The 19820-nt window shown below is 61.9% G+C and carries 17 protein-coding genes; 12 read left to right on the forward strand and 5 right to left on the reverse strand.

Annotation, left to right across the window (positions count from 1 at the left end):
• Positions 1-81: 81 nt before the first annotated feature.
• The 6 genes from AB4O36_RS12725 (at position 82) to AB4O36_RS12750 (ending at position 5295) form a co-directional block, all read left to right on the forward strand.
• Positions 82-1266 carry an ABC transporter substrate-binding protein gene (locus AB4O36_RS12725; protein ID WP_460141918.1) on the forward strand — a complete coding sequence of 395 codons (1185 nt, stop codon included), beginning with the start codon at positions 82-84 and terminating at the stop codon, positions 1264-1266.
• A 33-nt stretch (positions 1267-1299) separates the two neighbouring features.
• Entirely contained in the window at positions 1300-2259 is a 960-nt protein-coding gene (locus AB4O36_RS12730; RefSeq protein WP_460141919.1) for a YVTN family beta-propeller repeat protein, read from the forward strand.
• The gene (locus AB4O36_RS12735; protein ID WP_460141920.1) at positions 2256-2987 is read left to right on the forward strand and encodes an ATP-binding cassette domain-containing protein; all 732 of its coding nucleotides are present in this window, start codon (positions 2256-2258) and stop codon (positions 2985-2987) included. Before AB4O36_RS12730 ends, AB4O36_RS12735 begins: the two co-directional genes overlap by 4 nt.
• Positions 2984-3775: an ABC transporter permease gene (locus AB4O36_RS12740; RefSeq protein WP_460141921.1), complete on the forward strand. Its 792-nt coding sequence runs from the start codon at positions 2984-2986 to the stop codon at positions 3773-3775. Before AB4O36_RS12735 ends, AB4O36_RS12740 begins: the two co-directional genes overlap by 4 nt.
• Positions 3776-4015: 240 nt before the next feature.
• On the forward strand, positions 4016-4573 hold the full coding sequence (locus AB4O36_RS12745) for a PQQ-dependent catabolism-associated CXXCW motif protein (RefSeq protein ID WP_460125665.1): 558 nt from the start codon (positions 4016-4018) through the stop codon (positions 4571-4573).
• A 56-nt stretch (positions 4574-4629) separates the two neighbouring features.
• Positions 4630-5295: a response regulator gene (locus tag AB4O36_RS12750; RefSeq protein ID WP_460125667.1), complete on the forward strand. Its 666-nt coding sequence runs from the start codon at positions 4630-4632 to the stop codon at positions 5293-5295.
• A gap of 110 nt (positions 5296-5405) precedes the next feature.
• Here the strand turns inward: AB4O36_RS12750 and nahK are convergent, their stop codons facing one another.
• The 4 genes from nahK to AB4O36_RS12770 all read right to left on the reverse strand — a co-directional run bounded on the left by nahK (position 5406) and on the right by AB4O36_RS12770 (position 11628).
• A complete protein-coding gene (gene nahK / locus AB4O36_RS12755) occupies positions 5406-8060 on the reverse strand; it encodes a hybrid sensor histidine kinase/response regulator NahK/ErcS' (protein ID WP_460125669.1) in 2655 nt (884 codons plus the stop codon).
• A complete protein-coding gene (gene nosP, locus AB4O36_RS12760) occupies positions 7990-9153 on the reverse strand; it encodes a nitric oxide-sensing protein NosP (protein ID WP_460125671.1) in 1164 nt (387 codons plus the stop codon). The genes nahK and nosP overlap by 71 nt, the downstream gene beginning before the upstream one ends.
• A 294-nt stretch (positions 9154-9447) precedes the next feature.
• Entirely contained in the window at positions 9448-10632 is a 1185-nt protein-coding gene (locus tag AB4O36_RS12765) for a porin (protein ID WP_460125673.1), read from the reverse strand.
• Between the two features lie 189 nt (positions 10633-10821).
• Positions 10822-11628 (reverse strand): sulfite exporter TauE/SafE family protein, encoded by an 807-nt coding sequence (locus AB4O36_RS12770; protein ID WP_460141922.1) that lies wholly within the window; start codon positions 11626-11628, stop codon positions 10822-10824.
• A 160-nt stretch (positions 11629-11788) separates the two neighbouring features.
• Here AB4O36_RS12770 and AB4O36_RS12775 point away from each other — a divergent pair, with 160 nt between their 5' ends.
• The gene (locus AB4O36_RS12775; RefSeq protein WP_460125677.1) at positions 11789-12652 is read left to right on the forward strand and encodes an MBL fold metallo-hydrolase; all 864 of its coding nucleotides are present in this window, start codon (positions 11789-11791) and stop codon (positions 12650-12652) included.
• Between the two features lies 1 nt (position 12653).
• On the opposite strand, the gene bkdR is transcribed toward AB4O36_RS12775, so the two are convergent.
• Positions 12654-13142: a Bkd operon transcriptional regulator BkdR gene (gene bkdR / locus AB4O36_RS12780; RefSeq protein WP_460125679.1), complete on the reverse strand. Its 489-nt coding sequence runs from the start codon at positions 13140-13142 to the stop codon at positions 12654-12656.
• A 186-nt stretch (positions 13143-13328) separates the two neighbouring features.
• On the opposite strand from bkdR, the gene AB4O36_RS12785 reads away from it, so the two are divergent.
• From AB4O36_RS12785 to AB4O36_RS12805, 5 genes are all read left to right on the forward strand, one after another.
• Positions 13329-14564: a thiamine pyrophosphate-dependent enzyme gene (locus AB4O36_RS12785; protein ID WP_460141923.1), complete on the forward strand. Its 1236-nt coding sequence runs from the start codon at positions 13329-13331 to the stop codon at positions 14562-14564.
• Between the two features lies 1 nt (position 14565).
• On the forward strand, positions 14566-15624 hold the full coding sequence (locus AB4O36_RS12790; protein ID WP_460125683.1) for an alpha-ketoacid dehydrogenase subunit beta: 1059 nt from the start codon (positions 14566-14568) through the stop codon (positions 15622-15624).
• Positions 15625-16896, forward strand: a complete 1272-nt coding sequence (locus tag AB4O36_RS12795) for a dihydrolipoamide acetyltransferase family protein (RefSeq protein WP_460141924.1) — start codon at positions 15625-15627, stop codon at positions 16894-16896.
• A 3-nt stretch (positions 16897-16899) separates the two neighbouring features.
• Positions 16900-18282: a dihydrolipoyl dehydrogenase gene (gene lpdA, locus AB4O36_RS12800; protein ID WP_460125687.1), complete on the forward strand. Its 1383-nt coding sequence runs from the start codon at positions 16900-16902 to the stop codon at positions 18280-18282.
• A 236-nt stretch (positions 18283-18518) separates the two neighbouring features.
• A complete protein-coding gene (locus tag AB4O36_RS12805) occupies positions 18519-19538 on the forward strand; it encodes a branched-chain amino acid aminotransferase (protein ID WP_460125689.1) in 1020 nt (339 codons plus the stop codon).
• Positions 19539-19820 lie beyond the last annotated feature (282 nt).

A 19820-nucleotide genomic window follows, 5' to 3' on the forward strand; every position in this document is an offset into this window, starting at 1 on the left:
TACTGGCTGCCTGGTACTTTCTGCATATTTCCTCGCCCCGTTGCGCTTCCTATGCTGGCGCTACCTGTAACGGAGTGACTTATGCGCCAGCTTGCCCCTTACGCCCTGATCTACCTGCTGGCGATTGCCTGCGCCGCCGGGCTGGCGACACAGGCCCAGGCCGCCGATGCCCCCCTGCAAGTGCAGATCGGCTACCTGGGCTATCGCCCCGACCCGGGCCCGTTGCTGTCCAACATCATTCCCGAACCGGCGGACGCTGGCCTGCGCGGCGCAGAACTGGCGATCACCGACAGCAATAGCACCGGGCGTTTTCTCAATCACAGCTACAGCCTGGTGGCGACGAGCGTCGACAGCCCCGAAGCCTTGCTCGATGCGGCAAAGGCGCAGCACGACCAGGGCTTGCGCCTGTTTGTGGTCAATGCTCCGGCAGACAGCTTGCGCCAGCTCAGCGCTGCGCTGCCCGACAGCTTGTTGTTCAACGCCGGCAGCCCGGACGACGCCCTGCGCACCCGCGAGTGCCTGCCCAACGTGCTGCACACCCTGCCCAGCCGGGCGATGCTCGCCGATGCGCTGGCGCAGTTTCTGGTGGTACGCAAATGGCAGAAGGCGCTGCTGATCGTCGGTCCTACGGTCGACGATCAGGCCTACGCCGCCGCCCTGCGCCGCTCAGCAAAACGTTTCGGTCTGAAACTGGTGGCAGAGAAAGCCTGGAGCTTCGATAACGACCAACGCCGCAGCGCCCAGGCCGACATGCCCTTGTTCACCCAGACTGCCGAATACGATGTGGTGCTGGTGGCCGATGAACGCGGCGACTTTGGCGAGTACGTGCCCTACCAGACCTGGTACCCACGGCCGGTGGCTGGCACCCAGGGCCTGACCCCGGTGGGCTGGCACAAGACCGTGGAAACCTTCGGCGCCGCGCAATTGCAGAGACGCTTCGAAGCCCTGGCCGGGCGCTGGATGAACGACCGCGACTTCGCCGCGTGGATGGCGGTGCGCAGCGTCGCCAGTGCGGTGAGCAAGTTGCGCCAGGCCGATCCGATCGCTATCCGCGACCTGGAAATCAGCGACCAACTGCCCCTCGACGGCTTCAAGGGTCGCAAGCTCAGCTATCGCCCGTGGAACGGCGAACTGCGCCAGCCGATCCCCATCGTGCAGCCGCGTGCGCTGGTCAGCACTTCACCTCAAGAGGGCTTCCTGCACCCCTTCAACGAAATGGACAGCCTGGGCTACGACAAACCCGAGGTCAGTTGCCAATTCCCCTGACCGTTCACTCCCCACAACAATAAGGAACACGCCATGCGCCGCACCCTGCTTTCCTGCGCCCTCCTCCTCGCCGCCGGGCACGCCGTGGCCAACACCGCCTGGGTCTCCAACGAAAAGGACAACAACCTGAGCCTGATCGACATGCAGACCCTGCAAGTCATCGACACCCTGCCCGTCGGTCAGCGCCCGCGTGGCCTGCTGCTCTCCCACGACAACAAGCTGTTGTACATCTGCGCCAGCGACTCGGACCGGGTCCAGGTCATGGACGTGGCCACGCGAAAGATCATCAAGGAGCTGCCTTCGGGCAAGGACCCCGAGCAATTCGCCCTGCACCCCAATAACCGCTGGCTCTACGTGTCCAACGAGGATGATGCGCTGGTGACGGTGATCGACACACAAACCTCCAAAGTCCTCAGCCAGATTACCGTGGGCGTCGAGCCCGAAGGCATGGCGGTCAGCCCCGACGGCAAGTGGGCGGTGAACACCAGTGAAACCACCAACATGCTGCACTGGATCGACACCAGCACCCAGACCCTGGCCGACAGCACCCTGGTGGATCAACGCCCGCGCTTCGTCGAGTTCTCGCCCGACGGCTCCAAACTCTGGGCGTCGGCGGAAATCGGTGGCACGGTGACCATTCTCGATGTCGATAGCCGCAAGGTCCTCAAGACGCTGCATTTCCAGATCAAGGGCGTGCACCCGGACAAGGTGCAGCCCGTGGGCGTCAAGCTCAGCGCCGATGGCAAATACGCGTTCGTCGCGCTGGGACCGGCCAACCACGTCGCGGTGGTCGATGCCAGGACCTATGAAATTCTCGATTACCTGCTGGTGGGCCGGCGCGTGTGGCAAATGGCGTTCACTCCGGATCACAAGCAGTTGCTGGCGACCAATGGGGTCAGTGGCGATGTGTCGGTGATCGACGTTGAGAGCCTTAAAGTGATCAAGTCGGTGAAGGTCGGGCGCTATCCGTGGGGCGTGGTGGTCACGCCATGAACGCACTTGAGGTCAGTGAGTTGAGCTTTGCCTACGGTGCGCGACAGGCGTTGAACCAGGTGAGTTTCGACTTGGCGCCGGGGCGATTCGCCGCGCTGCTGGGCCCCAACGGCGCGGGCAAGTCGACGCTGATCGCGCTGTTGACCCGGCTGTACGACCTGCAACGCGGCGACATCCGCGTCGGCGGTCATTCATTGCGCGATGCGCCGCGCCCGGCGCTGAGGCAACTGGGCGTGGTGTTCCAGCAGAGCACACTCGACCTGGATTTGAGCGTCGAGCAGAACCTGCGTTATCACGCGGCATTGCACGGCCTGTCGCGGCGCCAGGGCGCGATCCGCGTCGATGCCGAACTGGCGCGCCAGGCGCTGACCGAGCGCCGTCGCGAACGGGTGCGCGAGCTCAATGGCGGCCATCGCCGTCGGGTGGAAATCGCCCGGGCGCTGCTGCACGAGCCGCGCCTGCTGCTGCTCGATGAAGCCAGCGTCGGCCTCGACCCGGCCAGCCGCCTGGCGCTCAATCAACATCTGCGCAGCCTGTGTGACGAGCAACGCATCAGTGTGCTGTGGACCACCCACCTGCTCGATGAAGTGCAGCCCAGCGATGACCTGCTGATCCTGCATCAGGGCCGGTTGGTGGCGAGCGGTGAGGCCGAGGCCCTGAGCCTGGAGCACGGCGGCAGTTTGGGCTCGGTCTTCAACCGCTTGACCACTTCCGGAGCCCGCCAATGAACGCCTACTGGCAATGTTTGCGCGGCATCGTACTGCGCGAGTGGCTGCGTTTTGTGTTGCAGCGCACGCGCTTTCTCAGTGCCCTGGTACGCCCGCTTTTGTGGCTGCTGGTGTTCGCCGCCGGGTTCCGAGCGGCGCTGGGCATCGCGATCATCGAGCCATACGACACTTACATCCCTTATGAGGTGTACATCATTCCCGGGCTGGCCTGCATGATCCTGCTGTTCAACGGCATGCAAGGTTCGCTGTCGATGGTCTACGACCGGGAAATGGGCAGCATGCGGGTGCTGCTCACCAGCCCCCTGCCCCGCACGTTTCTGCTGTGCAGCAAGCTGTTGGCCACCGCGTTGATTTCATTGCTGCAGGTGTACGCATTCCTGGCGATTGCCTGGGTGTATGGCGTGCAGCCCCCGGCCCTTGGACTGTTGATCGCGCTGCCGGCGCTGCTGCTGGTGGCGTTGATGCTGAGCGCCCTGGGCCTGCTGCTGTCCAACGCGATTCGCCAGCTGGAAAACTTCGCCGGAGTCATGAATTTCGTGATCTTCCCGCTGTTTTTCCTGTCTTCGGCGCTGTACCCACTGTGGAAAATGCGCGAGGCGAGTGAAGGGTTGTACTGGCTGTGTGCGCTGAACCCGTTCAGCCATGCGGTGGAGCTGGTGCGGTTTGCCTTGTATGAGCGGTTCAATCCAGTGGCGCTGGCGGTGTGTGCCGGGCTCACCGTGGTGTTCGCCCTGCTGGCGGTGCTGACGTTCAATCCGCAGCATGCGGCGTTGCGTAAGGCTAATTGAAAACCACCGCAATTCCCCCTGTAGGAGCGAGCATGCTCGCGATGGACTCAAGAGCACCGCTGGGTGTCAGGTAGCCAGAGTTATCGTTAACGTCCATCGCGAGCATGCTCGCTCCTACAGGGGTGGCGGTGAAATCCGCGGGAAACTACGACTTTAGTACTGGTTTGCCCTGTCTATCGTCGCATTCCCAACGCACCGCGACTGGCATGTAATGGGCTCATAACTATAAGGACCCAACCCATGCCGCGTGACCGCCGCTGTCTGCTGCGCCCTTTCCTGGCCGTGTTGTCGCTGAGCCTGATGCTGGGCGTCGCGCAGGCTGAGACTGCGCTGTTTTCCGCTGAGGGCTATCGCATCGCCCTGTACCGCAGCCCGACGCCTGCCCAGGCCGAGGGCGCGACCATCATCGATACCCCGGCCCTGCAAAACCTGCTCCGGCAAAACCCGCGTCCCGTACTGATCGACGTCTACCGTCGGCAATACCTGCAGGGGCGTTTCATCGAAGACCAGCCCCATGAAAACCTGCCCGGCAGTCACTGGCTGGCCAACACCGGTGACGGCGACCTGACGCCCGACTGGCAGGCGTATTTCAGCCGGCACCTGGAACAATTCACCGCCGGCGATGTGCGCCAACCGCTGGTGTTCTACTGCCGCTCCGATTGCTGGTTGAGCTGGAACGCGGTCAAGCGGGCCGCCGCCATGGGCTATAAAACCCTGTATTGGTACCGCGATGGCCTGGACGCGTGGCAAGCGGCGAACCTGCCCGTGTCCCCCGCCCAGCCGGAACCCTTCCCTTGAGCTTTACGCGTGCGTGTTGTTGCCACACCATAACGAAAATAATGAGGTGAAAGGCTATGTACAAAATTTTGATTGCCGATGATCACCCGCTGTTTCGCGAAGCCATTCACAACGTCATCAGCGATGGTTTTCCGGGCAGCGAGGTCATGGAAACCGCCGACCTGGACAGCGCCCTGGCGCTGACCGAGGAGCATGACGACCTGGACCTGATCCTGCTCGACCTTAACATGCCCGGCATGCACGGCCTCAACGGCCTGATCAACCTGCGCAACGAAGCACCGACCATTCCGGTGGTGATCGTTTCCGCCGAGCAGGACAAGCAGATCGTGCTGCAAGCCATAACCTATGGCGCGGTGGGCTTCATCACCAAATCCTCGCCACGCCTGCAAATGACCGATGCCATCCAGCAGATCCTCAATGGCAACGTGTACCTGCCTCCGGACATCATCCGCACGCAAAAGAACGGCACCAGCCGGAGGATGAACGACACCCCGAGCTTCCCGCCCGAGTTGCTGCAGGCCCTGACACGCAAACAGCTGCTGGTGCTGGAACGCATGACCAAGGGTGAATCCAACAAGCAGATCGCCTACACCCTGGAAATCGCCGAGACCACAGTCAAGGCGCACGTGTCGGCGATCTTGCGCAAGCTCAATGTGCACAATCGGGTGCAGGCGATCTTGAGTGCGGGGGATATTGATTTCGGCTCTTACCTGCGGCGTTGAGACCGCGGCCATCCCTGTAGGAGCGAGCATGCTCGCGATGGTAGCCCAGACACCGCGGGCAGCCAGGCAGCCAGCGTCATCGTTAACGACCATCGCGAGCATGCTCGCTCCTACAGGGAATCGGCGGTGAGCTTTCTGCAGAGCAAATGACTCATCGCCGTCTTCAACTTCATCGGCCGCACAGGCTTGTGCATCAGGGTATGGCCCAATTCGCGGATCTGCAGTTTCAGTTCATTGCTGTAGTTGGCGGTGATCATCATCGCCGGGATCGCTGAGCCGCGCCGCGCATTGATCCGCGCGACCGCGTCCACGCCATTCTGGTCGTCATCAAGGTGATAGTCGGCAATCAGCAGGTCCGCCTCGGCATGGTAATTATCCACTTGTCGCGCCAGATCCTGTTCCGACAACGCCGTCACCACTTGGCAGCCCCAGCCTTCAAGCAAAGTGCGCATGCCCGCGCAGATGGCGGCGTCGTTATCGAGCACCCAGACCCGCGCACCGCGCAGGCGCTCAAGCATCGGCTCGTTGATCAGCAGCGATGGCATGGCCTTGGGTGCGGTCGCGCTCAGCGGCACCTCGACACTGAACATCGACCCCTTGCCCGGCCACGAGCGCACGTGGATGCGGTGCCCAAGGATCCCGGCGATCTTCTCGACGATGGCCAGCCCCAGCCCCAGGCCACGATCCTGATCGGGCCGCTGCACATCGCCGCGCTTGAACTCCTGGAAAATCTCCTCCAGACGATCTTCGGCAATGCCCATGCCACTGTCCCAGACCTCGATCGACAGTTTCTGCTGATGGCGCCGGCAACCGAGTACGACCCGGCCACTGTAGGTGTAGCGGATGGCATTGCTCAGCAAGTTGCGCAGAATCCGCGCCAGCAATTGTATGTCGCTGCGTACCAGCGCCGAACAGGGGATGAAGTGCAGTTGCAACCCCTCGCTGCGTGCCACCTGAGTGTATTCGGCGGCAAGGTTCTCCAGCAGTTCGCTGAGGGCGAACGGCGCGATATCAGCCTTGATCACCCCGGCATCGAGCTTGGAAATATCCACCAGCGTGCCCAGCAGGCTTTCCACGTCATCCAGGGAATTGCTGACGTTGCGCACCAGAATTTCGTTGGCCAGGGGCTCGCCGCGCTCGAGCAAGGCGCTGGTGAACAGCCGCGCCGCGTTGAGTGGTTGCAACAGGTCATGGCTGACCGCCGCGAGGAATTTGGTTTTCGACAGGTTGGCCCGTTCGGCCTCGAGCTTGGCCTCGCGCAAGCGTGACTCGACCCGGCGGCGCTCGTCGATTTCCCTCAATAGCTGATCATTGAGGGTGGTCAGTTCCGCCGTGCGCTCGCGCACTCGAAGCTCCAGGTTCTGATAAGCCTGGTGCAGCGCTTCAGCGGTGCGCCGGCGCTCGGTGATGTCGCGAATCAGCACGAAAATCCCCACCACTTCACCACTGGCGAGCCGGTTGGGCACGTAGGAGCGCAGCATGTAGCGCTCCTGGTTGTTAACGTTGGTTTCGGCAAATTCGAACGTCACGCTTTCACCGGCCAGCGCTCGGTTAACGTAGGCTTCCAGGCGCTGGTAGTGCTGTTCGCTGTGCACTTCGCGCAGGCTCTGCCCAAGCATCACCCCGCGCGGCCAGCAGTACCATTCCTCATAGACCTTGTTGGTGAACTCATAGACCAGATCGGCGTTGAGGTAGGCGATCAGCGCCGGCACGTGGTCGGTGATCAGGCGAATCCAGCGCTCGCTTTCGCTGAGCGCCTCAGCGTGCTGGTAGCGCTCGGTGATGTCGGTGAAGGTGTTGACGAAACCGCCCGTAGGGAGTGGATGGGTGCGAATCTCCAGGACCCGGCCATCGTACAGCCGTTGTTCCAGTTCCTGCACCGCACGCCCATTGCGATCGCGGCTGGCTGGGGTCAGCAGGCTCAACTCGCTATCGGCGATCACTTCGGCGAAAGGTCGATGGGCCGCGACCGGGGCCAGGCCGCTGAGTTCCAGAAAACGCCGGTTCCACAACTCCAGCACGCCCTCGGCATTGACCATGGCCACACCCTGGGAAAGGTTGTCCACGGCGCGCTGCAACAGGTGTGACTTTTGCGCCACGGCCTGTTCGCGGCGCATGGTTTCGCTGTGTTTGACGTCCGTGATGTCGGTGAACAGGATGACTCGTCCACCGTCCTGGGTTGGCCGTTCGCTGACTTGCAACCAGCGGCCATTGTGCAGTCGATACAGCAGGTTTTCGTCAGCCTGCCCGCGTGGCTCTTCGGTGAACAGCCCGGTGGAGAACATCAGGCGTTTCACTTCGCCCAGGCGCATGCCGGCGTTGATCCGCACCCGGCTGTTGCTCCAGAAGGCCTTGAAGCGGCTGTTGAACAGGACGATGCGTTGCTCGGCATCGAAGAGCACGAAAGCATCTGAAATGCTCTCGATGGCATCGATCAGGTGCTGGTGCGCGGTTTCAGCCCGCAGGCGCGCCTCGCTAAGCAGCCGATTACCCGACTTGAGTTCGGCCATGGCCTGGTTCAGGGCGTCGGTGCGTTCGCGCACCTGTTCGGCCAGCACCACCGAATGCTGAAATGCCCGGTATGGGTCGTTGCCACGGGTGACGCCGGATTCGATGCGTTCGATCAGCGCCGCGTTGATACGCCGCAGTTTCTGGTTTTCGTGCTCAAGACTGGCAATCCGGGCTTGCTGCGCCTCAACTGCGTCCGGGGGAGCGGCTTTTGCCAATGGCAACCCCGGTGAAGGTCTGGTTGATGTGCATGCCATTGAACTGTTCTCCGTAGGTGTTGAAACCCAGCACCCTGTGATCGCGCAGAAAGCCGCCGATCTGTTCCAGGCTGCCGTCGGCCTCCAGCTCCATGCGCCGCAGAAAGCAGTCGCATCCGATGGTGAGCAACGGATCGCCGAGACGGGCCTGCAACCCGTCGAACAGGTTTTGCAGGTTCGGCAGCATCGGGCCTGGGGTCATGACGGTAAGGACGATGCCGTTTTCCACGGCGCAGTAGAAACTCAGGCTCAGGTCCGCATGGACCTGCTGGATCGCCCGCACGTAGTACTGGTCGTTGATGCGCACCGCCAGCGGGTGGGCCGCGAACACCCGGTGATCGAGTTCAGCCACCGGCACACCGATATGGCGGGCGTATTCCTCGGCGGCCGGCTCGGCATTCAGCTCATACACCCGGCGCGAGGTGCTGTCAGCGCCGGTGACCACCAGTTTTTCCGCACGCGGCAGGATGTGGTGGGTGGTGAACACTTCGAAGTCCAGCCAGGTGTTGACCAGCATCACCACCGCCGCGCCGCTGTGAAATTCGCCACCGAAGTAGACGTGGGTGTGGGTCAGGTAGTTGTCATCCCCGGCCGAGCCACCGAAATGCGGGATATCACCCAGGGCCGCGCTGAGCGCGGCGAGGACCATTTCCTCCCTACTCGACAGGCCATCAAGCAACGTCAGCGCGAAGCTGTTGCCCTTGATCGGTGCCAGGGTATTGCTGCGACAGCCCGTGACCAGGCGCTCGACCATCTGTTGCGCGTCGATCAGGCTGAAGCGTTCCATTTCGTCGATCAGCTCGGCATCGATGGAAAAGTGCCGATGGTCGAAACCCACCGCGGTTACGCAGTTGCGGCCGTACCCCGTCGGCGTGATTTCCCCGGCGCTGGTGCAGCCGACTAGGCGGATACCACCGAAAGTCTCCTGCAAGGCCCGGCCCAGCGCCTGCAAGTCGTACTCGGCGGAACAGAAGAACAGCACGAACCCCAGGTGCGGGTGCAACAACAGCCGCGCCAGCTCCTGGGCCGCTTGCTGGGCATCGGTCGCCTGGGACATGGCACTGACAATGCCTTCGTTGTTGAGCCCTTGCATCGTCGCCTCCCGCGGGCGCCTGTCTGTGGGACGAGTGTACGAAGGCAGGTGGCTGCGCCGTATGCTACTTGGGTAGCGGTCTGGCGGTTCGATGGGATGAGGTGACCAGGATCTGATAGCCACTGCAACTTTCCCCCTGTAGGAGCGGGCTTGCCCGCGATAGCGTCAGGTCAGTCACCCTTTCCATCGACTGATCCACCGCCATCGCGGGCAAGCCCGCTCCTACAGGGAGTAATGGCAGACTTTTTATTCACCACAGAACATATGTGGGAGCGGTGTGAGTGCTGGACAGAATTACCAGTTCAAGACCGCACCCACCGCAAAAGTATCGGTGTCTTCATTCTGCGCATTGGTCTGATGGCCGTTGATTTCGAACTGGTTGTACTCGGCCACCAGCTTGAGGTTGTCGTTGACGTCATGGAACAGCGCAATGCCGCGGGTCTCGTAGTCGGCACCGGTACCCACCGCGCCGTTGCCGTCATCCTTGGTCTTGCCATAGGACAAGGCCAAACGGTTCTTGCCCAGTTTGTACGAGCCTTGCAAGAGGTAACCGTCGCTGTCGACATTACGCAAGGTCGGCTCTCCGGCGTTGTTGGTGAAGAACGGGTTGATGCCCTTGGCCTGGAAGCCCGAGCCGGTCAGGGACAGGCCGCCCATTTTCGCCTGCACGCCGTAACCCACGCCCTTGGAGGTGACCGACTGCACGGTGGAATCGGTGTTGTCGGAGGTCTGGTAGCTGCCGTTGATCCAGCTGTAAATCTTCGCCCCGCCGACGTCGAACTGGTAGGTGATCTCGCTCTCGGTACGCGGATTTTCCTGGTAGGCCTTGCCGGTCGGGCTGCTGTCATTGGTGTCCACCGGGTCCATGATGCCCACCGCCACGCGCAAACCGTCCATCACGGGTGTGCGATAGGTGATCTGCGAAGTCGGGAACGGGTACGGGTAACCGCTGCCGATGTTGCCGAACGACACGCCGCCGCCATCGACAAGGCCCAGGGTATCGCTCACCTGGCCATAACCTGCCAGCAGCTCATCGAGCAGGATGTTCGAGCGGGCGAACAGGCCGAAGTCCTTGCCGATCAGCACTTCGCCCCACTCCGGGTTGGCCACCGTGCCGTAGAACTGGCGCACATCGATGGCAGTGTCGGTGCCGTTGGTTTCGCTGTCGTTGATGGTCACCCAGAAGGACGCCCGGGCACCGAGCTTGAGGTCGTCGACCTGCTTGCCCATGTTGAAACCAATGTAGTTGGGCAGGAAACCCATCTTGACCCGCGCCTGCCGCCGGTCGTACTGGTCGCCCGCGCGATCGACGTCGCTGTTCACGTAGAAGGCGTTGATGTAGCCATCGGTGGAAAAGGTGGTCTGGTCCTTGTCGTACAGCATGATTTCGGCTTCGACCAGGGTGCTCACGCCGAGGCCCGAAAGGCTGGCGATAAGGGCTGGCAAATAACGACGCTTGAATTTCTTATTGTTATGCATGACGCGCTCCGCAGCTGGGGGACTGGATGTCGGAGGCGATTATCGAAAGCTGACCGGCGGCGTCATACGCTGCCTTCGGTGCGGTTTTGCGCAGCTTTGGATGGGTGGTTGGCGCTCGTCAATCGAGCCCGGCCACTTCGGTGTAGGACCGGGCCGCGACAGGGCCCGCCACTTAGGGTGTAAGACCGTCTATCCCTGCGAACTGAGCAACATATAGGTCGCGACCACCACGCACACGGTAGCGAAACCGACTTGCAGGGTTCGCGCTGGCACCCGGGCGCAGAGCTTGCGGCCGATGATCATACCCACCACGCTGGCGGCGATGAAGGCGAAGCCCAGGCCGTCGATGCGCACGCCAGCATGCAATGCGCCGATCACGCCGATGGCGGAGATCAAACTGATGACCATCAGCGAGGTCGCGACGATGCCGCGCATCTGCACATCCGTCAGTTGCTTGAATGCCGGGACGATCAGGAACCCGCCCCCGACACCCAGCAACCCAGACACAACACCGGTGACCGCGCCCAGTGCCGCCAGGGTTGCCGTGCATTTGGCGGTCCAGGAAAAGCGTCCGGTGTGCTGGTCGAGCATGCAGTTCTTCTGGCCCCAATTGGCATGGCCATGATCGCTGGGGCCATCATCGTGGCGCTCGCGACGCAGCATGCGCCAGGCCACCATGACCATCAGAGCGCTGAACAGGACCATCAGCACCCTTTCCGGCAACTGGTGGGCAAAGAAGATGCCGACAGGGGAAAACACCGCACCGAGCAACGCGATCAACAGCGCCGCGCGGTAGCGCACCAGGCCATGGCGCAAACCATCGATGGCGCCGACCGCCGCCGCGCTGCCCACCGCGAGCAGGGCCACCGGCGCGGCCTGGGTCATGCTCAGGCCCAACCCCAGCACCAGAGCCGGCACTGCCAGGATGCCGCCGCCAGCACCGGTCAATCCAAGAACCAGGCCCATCAACACGCCAAACACACTTGCCAGCAGCATAAAACACTCGAAATCAGCGAAAAGAGCCGGGAACGCCCGGTATCGATGAGGACAGGATAGAGCTCGCGCAGTTTTTTTCATCCATTGAATGAACGGGGGGCTGGTCAGCGCATGGAAAATGAAACTACCCTCTGGACCTGTCCCAGAAGAAATGGCCGCCATGCCTGCCTTGATCGAAGCCTTCCTCGACCCCGCCTCATCGACCTACAGTTACGTGGTGTACGAAGCTGATGGCAGTCAATGCGCCATCGTCGACCCGGTGCTCGACTACGACCCAGCCGCCGGACGCACCGGGACTACCCAGGCGGACAAGATCGTGGCGTTCGTGAAGGAGCACCGTTTGCAGGTGCAATGGTTGCTGGAGACCCACGCCCATGCCGATCACTTGTCCGCCGCGCCCTATCTGCGCAAGTTGCTGGGTGGGCGGATCGCGATTGGTCAGTCGATCAGCGCTGTTCAGGGGGTGTTCAAGGGGCTGTTCAACCTGGAAGCCGATTTTGCCGTGGACGGCTCGCAGTTCGATCATCTGTTTGCGCCGAACGAATCATTCGCGATCGGCAACCTCCACGCCATGGCATTGCATGTACCGGGCCACACCCCGGCAGACATGGCCTACCTGATCGGCAACGACATGATTCTGGTGGGCGACACATTGTTCATGCCGGATGTCGGAACGGCCCGTTGCGACTTTCCCGGGGGCGATGCCAGGCATCTGTACGCCTCGATCCGCAAATTGCTGGCCTTCCCCGCCGGCGTGCGGCTTTATGTATGCCATGACTACCCGCCCGATGGGCGCGAGCATCAATGCCAGACCACGGTGGGTGAGCAACGCAAGCGCAACATCCATGTGCGCGACGGCGTCGATGAAGCAGCCTTTGTCGCCATGCGCACGCAGCGAGACACCGGCCTTGGCATGCCAACCCTGCTGCTGCCTGCCATCCAGGTCAATGTGCGCGCCGGGCATCTGCCCCCCGCCGAGGACAACGGCGTCACCTACCTGAAAATCCCCCTGAACAAGCTCTGAGCTAAAGCCCCAGGGTCAAGCCATTGGCCGGCAACGGCAGCGCGGTTTTGTAGCGCACCTGTTTGAGGGCGAAGCTGGAGCGGATGTTCGCCACGCCAGGCACCTTGGTGAGGAAGTCCATCATGAAGCGCTCCAGCGACTGAATGCTCGGCACCAGCACCCGAATCAAATAGTCCGGGTCACCCGCCATCAGGTAGCACTCCATCACTTCCGGACGATCGGAAATCGCTTCTTCGAAATGCTGCAAGGCCCTCTCCACCTGCTTTTCCAAGCTGACGTGGATGAATACGTTCACGTGCAGCCCCAAGAGGTCGGCGTCAAGCAGGGTCACCTGCTCACGAATCACACCCAGTTCTTCCATGGCCTTGACCCGGTTGAAGCACGGCGTTGGCGAAAGGTTCACCGAGCGGGCCAGGTCTGCGTTGGTGATGCGCGCATTCTCCTGAAGGCTGTTGAGAATGCCGATGTCGGTACGGTCCAGTTTGCGCATGAGACAAAAACACCTGATTTTTATGGTTATGCAGATTATTTATCCCCAAATGATCGCCAACGCAACAAAACAGAGATAAATATTCTCCAGCGCCGGGCCTATGATGTTTGTAGGACAAGATTTCCATCACCCATGGAATGACCGTCAGCTCACTACAAGAAATTCACAAGATCGAGCGTAGAAGCCATGACCCAAGCGTATGAACCGCTGCGTCTGCACGTCCCTGAACCTTCGGGCCGTCCAGGCTGTAAAACCGACTTCTCCTACCTGCGCCTGACCGACGCCGGTACGGTGCGCAAACCCGCCATTGACGTTGAACCCGCTGACACGGCCGACCTGGCCCGTGGTCTGATTCGCGTGCTCGACGATCAAGGCAATGCCCTGGGCCCGTGGGCCGAGGACGTTCCCGTGGAGATTCTGCGCAAAGGCATGCGCGCCATGCTCAAGACGCGCATCTACGACAACCGCATGGTGGTCGCCCAGCGCCAGAAGAAAATGTCGTTCTACATGCAGAGCCTTGGCGAAGAAGCCATCGGCAGCGCCCAGGCCCTGGCGTTGAACATCGACGACATGTGCTTCCCCACCTACCGCCAGCAAAGCATCCTGATGGCCCGTGACGTGCCTCTGGAAGGTTTGATCTGCCAGTTGCTGTCCAACGAGAAGGACCCGCTCAAGGGTCGCCAGCTACCCATCATGTATTCGGTGAAAGAGGCCGGTTTTTTCACCATTTCCGGTAACCTCGCCACTCAATTCGTCCAGGCCGTCGGCTGGGGCATGGCCTCAGCGATCAAGGGCGACACGAAAATCGCCTCGGCCTGGATCGGCGACGGCGCCACCGCCGAGTCCGACTTCCACACCGCCCTGACCTTTGCCCACGTGTACCGCGCGCCAGTGATCCTTAACGTGGTCAACAACCAGTGGGCGATCTCCACCTTCCAGGCGATTGCCGGTGGCGAAGCGACCACGTTCGCCGGGCGTGGCGTAGGCTGTGGCATCGCCTCCCTGCGGGTCGATGGCAATGACTTCGTCGCGGTGTACGCCGCCTCGCGCTGGGCCGCCGAACGGGCCCGCCGCAACCTCGGCCCGACCATGATCGAATGGGTTACCTACCGCGCCGGCCCGCACTCCACCTCCGATGACCCGTCCAAGTACCGCCCTGCCGATGACTGGAGCTGCTTCCCGCTGGGCGACCCGATTGCTCGCCTCAAGCAACACCTGATCAAGACCGGCAACTGGTCCGAAGAGGAGCACGCCTCGGTCAGCGCCGAACTGGAAGCTGAGGTCATCGCTGCACAGAAAGCTGCCGAACAGTTCGGCACCCTGGCCGGCGGGCAGATTCCAAGCGCCGCGAGCATGTTCGAAGACGTTTATAAAGAGATGCCGGAGCACTTGAAGCGCCAGCGTCAGCAGCTGGGGATCTGACATGAACGATCACAACAACAATATTGCGCTGGATACCGCCATGACCACGACCACCATGACCATGATCCAGGCCCTGCGCTCGGCCATGGATGTGATGCTTGAGCGTGACGACAATGTGGTGGTATTCGGCCAGGACGTCGGCTACTTCGGCGGTGTGTTCCGTTGCACCGAAGGCCTGCAGAACAAATACGGCACCTCCCGCGTTTTCGACGCACCGATCTCCGAAAGCGGGATCGTCGGCACCGCCGTCGGCATGGGTGCCTACGGCCTGCGCCCGGTGGTGGAAATCCAGTTCGCCGACTACGTATACCCGGCCTACGACCAGATCATTTCCGAAGCCGCCCGCCTGCGCTATCGCTCGGCCGGCGAATTCACTGCGCCCCTGACCCTGCGCATGCCGTGCGGTGGCGGCATCTACGGTGGTCAGACCCACAGCCAGAGCATCGAGGCCCTGTTCACCCAGGTGTGCGGCCTGCGCACCGTCATGCCATCCAATCCCTACGACGCCAAGGGTCTGTTGATCGCCTCCATCGAAAACGATGACCCGGTGATCTTCCTGGAGCCAAAACGCCTGTACAACGGCCCGTTCGATGGTCACCACGAGCGACCAGTGACCCCGTGGTCGAAACACCCCGCCGCGCAGGTTCCGGACGGTTACTACACCGTTCCGCTGGACGTTGCGGCCATCGCCCGTCCGGGCAAGGACGTGACCATCCTCACTTACGGCACCACCGTCTATGTGTCGCAAGTCGCCGCTGAAGAAAGCGGCGTGGACGCCGAAGTCATCGACCTGCGCAGCCTGTGGCCGCTTGACCTGGAAACCATCACCCGGTCGGTGAAGAAAACCGGCCGCTGCGTGATTGTCCATGAAGCGACCCGCACCTGCGGGTTTGGTGCCGAACTGGCTGCTCTGGTACAGGAGCACTGCTTCCACCACCTGGAAGCGCCGATCGAACGCGTCACGGGTTGGGACACCCCCTACCCGCACGCGCAAGAGTGGGCGTATTTCCCTGGCCCGTCCCGTGTGGTCGCGGCTTTGCATCGGGTTATGGAGGTCTGAATGGGCACGCACGTTATCAAGATGCCGGACATTGGCGAAGGCATTGCAGAAGTTGAGTTGTCGGTGTGGCACGTCAAGGTCGGCGACATGGTCGTCGAGGATCAAGTACTGGCCGATGTGATGACCGACAAGGCGATGGTCGACATCCCTTCACCGGTGCATGGCAAGGTGATTTCGCTGGGCGGCGTGCCGGGCGAAGTCATGGCGGTCGGCAGCGTGCTGATCAGCATCGAGGTGGAAGGCGCGGGCAACGTCAAGCAGGCAGCCCAGCCTGAAGAGGTCAAGGAAGCGCCGGCGCCCGTGGTTGAAGCCAAACAGGAAAGCAAGCCTGTCGCGGCACCGGCGCCGACGGGAAGACCCGCCGTGGCTCAGGGTCCAATGGTGGCACGTGAGGCGAATGAGCGCCCATTGGCCTCCCCGGCCGTGCGCAAACATGCGCTGGATCTGGGCATCCAGCTGCGTCTGGTGCGCGGCACCGGGCCTGCAGGCCGGGTGCTGCATGAAGATCTGGAAGCGTACCTGGCGCAGGGTCAGTCCCAGGCTTCAAGCGCCCCGGCTGCGTATGCCCAGCGTCACGACGAAGAACAGATCCCGGTGATCGGCATGCGCCGCAAGATCGCCCAACGCATGCAGGACGCCACCCAGCGCGCCGCCCACTTCAGTTATGTCGAGGAAATCGACGTGACTGCCGTGGAAGAGCTGCGCGCCCACCTGAACGAAAAACATGGAGCCACGCGTGGCAAGCTGACCTTGCTGCCGTTTCTGGTCCGCGCACTGGTCGTTGCCCTGCGCGATTTCCCGCAGATCAATGCCCGCTACGACGACGAAGCCCAGGTCATCACCCGCCTCGGGGCCGTGCACGTCGGCATTGCCACCCAGGCCGACATCGGCCTGATGGTGCCGGTGGTGCGTCATGCCGAAGCCCGCAGCCTGTGGGACAACGCCAGTGAAATAGCCCGCCTGGCCAACGCTGCGCGCACTGGCAAGGCCAGCCGCGATGAGTTGTCCGGTTCCAGCATCACCCTGACCAGCCTCGGCGCGCTGGGCGGCATCGTCAGTACACCGGTGCTGAACCTGCCGGAAGTGGCGATCGTCGGCGTCAACAAGATCGTCGAGCGCCCGATGGTCGTCAAAGGCCAGATCGTGATTCGCAAGATGATGAACCTTTCCAGTTCGTTCGATCACCGCGTGGTCGATGGCATGGACGCGGCGCAATTCATCCAGGCCGTGCGTGGCCTGCTCGAACAACCCGCTACCCTGTTCGTGGAGTAAGGCATGCAGACTCTGAATACCACGCTGCTGATCATCGGTGGCGGTCCTGGCGGTTATGTGACGGCGATTCGCGCCGGCCAACTGGGCATACCGACCATCCTGGTCGAAGGCCAATCACTGGGCGGCACCTGCCTGAACATCGGCTGCATCCCTTCCAAGGCGCTGATCCATGTGGCCGAACAGTTCCATCAGACGCAACAGCACAGCCAGAACTCGGCGCTGGGTATCAGCGTTGGCGCGCCAAGCCTGGACATCGGCAAGAGCGTGGAATGGAAGGACGGCATCGTTGATCGCCTGACGACAGGCGTCGCCGCGCTGCTGAAGAAAAACAAGGTTCAAGTGGTCCAGGGCTGGGCGAAGGTGATCGACGGCAAAACCGTCGAGGTCGGCGACACCCGTATCCACTGTGAGCACCTGGTGCTGGCCACCGGTTCGAAGAGCGTCAACCTGCCAATGCTGCCGATCGGCGGGCCGATCATCTCCTCCACGGAGGCCCTGACACCGAAGTCGTTGCCAAAACGCCTGGTCGTGGTGGGCGGTGGTTACATCGGGTTGGAACTGGGCATTGCGTACCGCAAGCTCGGCGCGGATGTCAGCGTGGTCGAGGCACAGGAGCGTATCCTGCCGGCCTATGACGCCGAACTGACTCAGGCCGTACACGAAGAACTGAAAAAGCTCGGTTTGAAGCTTTACTTGAAACATAGCGTCCAAAGCTTTGATTCTAATAGCAATACTTTGCAGGTCACTGACCCGAATGGCGATACCTTGGTCCTGGAAACCGATCAGGTACTGGTGGCGGTCGGTCGCAAGCCGAACACCCAAGGCTGGAACCTCGAAGCACTCAACCTGGACATGAACGGCGCGTCGATCAAGATCGACGAACGTTGCCAGACCAGCATGCGCAACGTCTACGCCATCGGTGACCTGAGCGGCGAACCGATGCTTGCGCACCGGGCCATGGCCCAGGGTGAGATGGTCGCCGAGTTGATCAGCGGCAAATCACGCGAATTCAACCCGACCGCCATCGCCGCCGTATGCTTTACCGACCCGGAACTGGTCGTGGTCGGCAAGACCCCGGACGATGTCAAGGCCGCGGGTCTGGACTGCATCGTGTCGAACTTCCCCTTCGCGGCCAATGGCCGGGCCATGACTCTGGAGTCTAAAACCGGTTTCGTGCGGGTGGTCGCGCGGCGGGACAATCATGTGATTGTCGGTTGGCAGGCGGTGGGTGTGGGCGTGTCGGAGTTGTCGACCGCGTTCGCCCAAAGCCTGGAGATGGGTGCCCGACTGGAAGACATCGCCGGCACCATCCATGCACACCCGACCCTGGGCGAAGCGGTACAGGAAGCGGCGTTGCGTGCGTTGGGGCATGCGTTGCACCTTTAGATCGCGGCGCACCGATCGCGGGCAAGCCCGCTCCTACATTGCAACGCATTCCCCTGTAGGAGCGAGCCTGTCGAGGCGTCGAACCGTCGCGATCTTTTCAGGACGACGAGATTTTCTGCCCGTCATCCGATAGTCCGGGCTGCGAAACAACCCCGGAATGAAGTATTGTTGTGCCCATCCAAAAAACGTCAGAAGCCTTGAACCGTTTCGGCGGTTGTTCAGTGATAGAGGGTGTCATGGGTAACGAAAGCATCAATTGGGACAAATTGGGTTTTGACTACATCAAGACCGACAAGCGCTATCTGTCGTACTTTCGCAATGGCGAGTGGGACAAGGGCACCCTGACCGAAGATAACGTGCTGCACATCAGCGAGGGCTCCACTGCCCTTCACTACGGCCAGCAATGCTTCGAAGGCCTCAAGGCCTACCGTTGCAAGGACGGCTCGATCAACCTGTTCCGCCCGGACCAGAACGCCGCACGCATGCAGCGTAGCTGCGCCCGCCTGCTGATGCCGCATGTGTCCACCGAGCAGTTCATCGAAGCGTGCAAGGAAGTGGTTCGCGCCAACGAGCGCTTCATCCCGCCTTATGGCACTGGCGGCGCGCTGTACCTGCGCCCGTTCGTGATCGGTGTGGGTGACAACATCGGCGTGCGTACCGCGCCGGAATTCATCTTCTCGGTGTTCGCGATCCCGGTCGGCGCTTATTTCAAGGGCGGCCTGACCCCGCACAACTTCCTCATCTCCACGTTCGACCGCGCCGCGCCACAAGGCACCGGTGCCGCCAAGGTCGGTGGCAACTACGCTGCCAGCCTGATGCCGGGCTCGCAGGCCAAAAAGGCGAACTTCGCCGATGCCATTTACCTGGACCCGATGACCCACTCGAAAATCGAGGAAGTCGGTTCTGCCAACTTCTTCGGGATTACCCACGACAACAAGTTCGTGACCCCGAAATCCCCATCGGTGCTGCCGGGTATCACCCGTCTGTCGCTGATCGAACTGGCCCAGACTCGTCTGGGGCTGGAAGTGGTGGAAGGCGACGTGTTGATCGACAAGCTGTCGGACTTCAAGGAAGCCGGCGCCTGCGGCACCGCTGCGGTGATCACGCCGATCGGCGGCATCAGCTACAACGACCACCTGCACGTGTTCCACAGCGAAACCGAAGTCGGCCCGGTTACCCAGAAGCTCTACAAAGAGCTGACCGGCGTACAAACCGGCGACGTCGAAGCGCCAGCGGGCTGGATCGTCAAGGTTTGACCTGACGCGGCAAGAAAAAGCCCCCCATCGCGTTGGCGATGGGGGGCTTTTTTGTGTCTCAACGGCGAATTCACCCCTCCCCCTGTAGGAGCGGGCTTGCTCGCGATGGTAGACCAGACACCGCGGGGCACCAGGCAGCCAGCGTTATCGTTGGCCTCCATCGCGAGCAAGCTCGCTCCTACAGGTTTTGTGAACACCGCCGACCTCTGTGGGAGCGGGCTTGTCGAGGCGTTGAACCGTTGCGATGGTGGGCCAGGCAACGCTGGCTACCAGACAGCCCGC

This window comes from Pseudomonas sp. S2_E01 (genome assembly GCF_054668365.1).